Origin of the sequence: Aeromonas rivuli (assembly GCF_000820045.1) — a bacterium.
GTDB lineage: Bacteria > Pseudomonadota > Gammaproteobacteria > Enterobacterales > Aeromonadaceae > Aeromonas > Aeromonas rivuli.
In genome coordinates, this window is the sequence record NZ_CDBJ01000085.1 from 1 (window position 1) to 1,399 (window position 1,399).

Annotated in this window: 2 protein-coding genes; both read left to right on the forward strand. The window is 50.5% G+C overall.

Annotated features, from left to right (window positions below; translation table 11 throughout):
• Window positions 1–332: 332 nt before the first annotated feature.
• Window positions 333–587, forward strand: coding sequence for a helix-turn-helix domain-containing protein (locus BN1130_RS18740; protein WP_042043901.1), 255 nt, complete (start codon window positions 333–335; stop codon window positions 585–587).
• The coding region (locus tag BN1130_RS18745; protein ID WP_042043902.1) for a HipA N-terminal domain-containing protein at window positions 587–1,399 on the forward strand (813 nt) is incomplete at its 3' end. The genes BN1130_RS18740 and BN1130_RS18745, both read left to right, overlap by 1 nt.

A 1,399-nucleotide genomic window follows, 5' to 3' on the forward strand; every position in this document is an offset into this window, starting at 1 on the left:
GTTATCTGGTCATTGAACACCTCAAGTCATGGTGGCGACTGTACCACCTAAAATGGTGTCCGGGATGATTAGACCACTACACTAGCCCTGCATACAGGGTCCCCCAATTTATCGAAAAAACCTCCAAATTGCGGGTTTGTAGTTTCAATGTGAGCTAGATCGCTGTTAACCCGTACCTCTGGTAGGTTAGTTTTCACTCTGCGTTGGCAGTAGGAGATGCGATACCTCCTATATCGTGTAAAACACTTATTACCTGCTAAAGCGAGTAAAAATTGAAATACCTGCTGTGGCGTGTAAATTGAAGTAACATCAACAACTGGGTATGTCGAATAATGAAAGTAACCAGTGCCAAGCAGCTTAGCGCCTGTCTCAAGGATGCTAGACGTTTACAAAAGCTTTCCCAGGGTAAAGTGGCTGACAAAGTGGGGCTCAGGCAAGACACCGTCTCCAATTTTGAGATCAATCCAGAGTCAACCAAGCTGGATACCTTGTTCAAAATCCTCGCAGCATTGGAACTATCCCTCGATATCAAGCCTCGCACCGATCCACCGGATAGTCCTCCGTCAGGCTGGAAAGAGGAGTGGTAATGGCCAGCCTGTGGGTCTACATGAACGGCTATCGGGTGGGTACCTTTACCAAGACAATCAGCGGTGCCCACCAATTTCTATACGATGAGTCTTGGGTGAAACTACCGGGTAGTCGGCCCATTTCGCTCTCCATGCCGTTACGACAACAGTACTATCGAGGCGATGAGGCCTATAACTTTTTCGGCAACTTGTTGCCGGATAATCTGAAAGTGAGAAACCGCGTGGTAGCACGCTATCAAGCCGAATCAACCCAGCCTTTTGATTTACTCAGCTGCATTGGTCAGGACTGTGTGGGGGCATTACAACTAGTGGCTCAGGGTGGCCCTGTGCCAGACGTCAGGCGCATCGATTGCAAACCGCTCTCTGATGTTGAACTGGAGCAGATCCTGACCAGCTATCAGCAAGGGATACCTCTTGGGATGATCAGGGAAGTGGAGGATTTTCGGATTTCTATCGCCGGGGCGCAGGAAAAGACCGCGTTACTCTATCGCGACAACCGCTGGTACTTACCAAGCGCGGCGACCCCAACCACCCATATCATTAAGTTGCCCATTGGTAAGATCGAGAGCCACTCCTACTCGATAGATCTCTCCCAGAGTGTGGAGAACGAGTATCTCTGCACCCTGATCGCCAAAGAGTTTGGTCTTCCCGTCCCCAACTGCTTCATCATGCAGGTGGGAAAGGCCAAGGCTCTAGCTATGGAGCGCTTCGATCGGCGCTACGCCACCGATCGGACCTGGATCATGCGTCTGCCCCAAGAGGACTTCTGCCAAGCGTTGAATGTGCCATCAGCGGCGTTGTTTCCTAAATCG

Coding starts and splice junctions, on each gene's coding strand:
- BN1130_RS18740 (WP_042043901.1), top strand. CDS start 333: ATGAAAGTAACCAGTGCCAAGCAGCTTAGCGCCTGTCTCAAGGATGCT.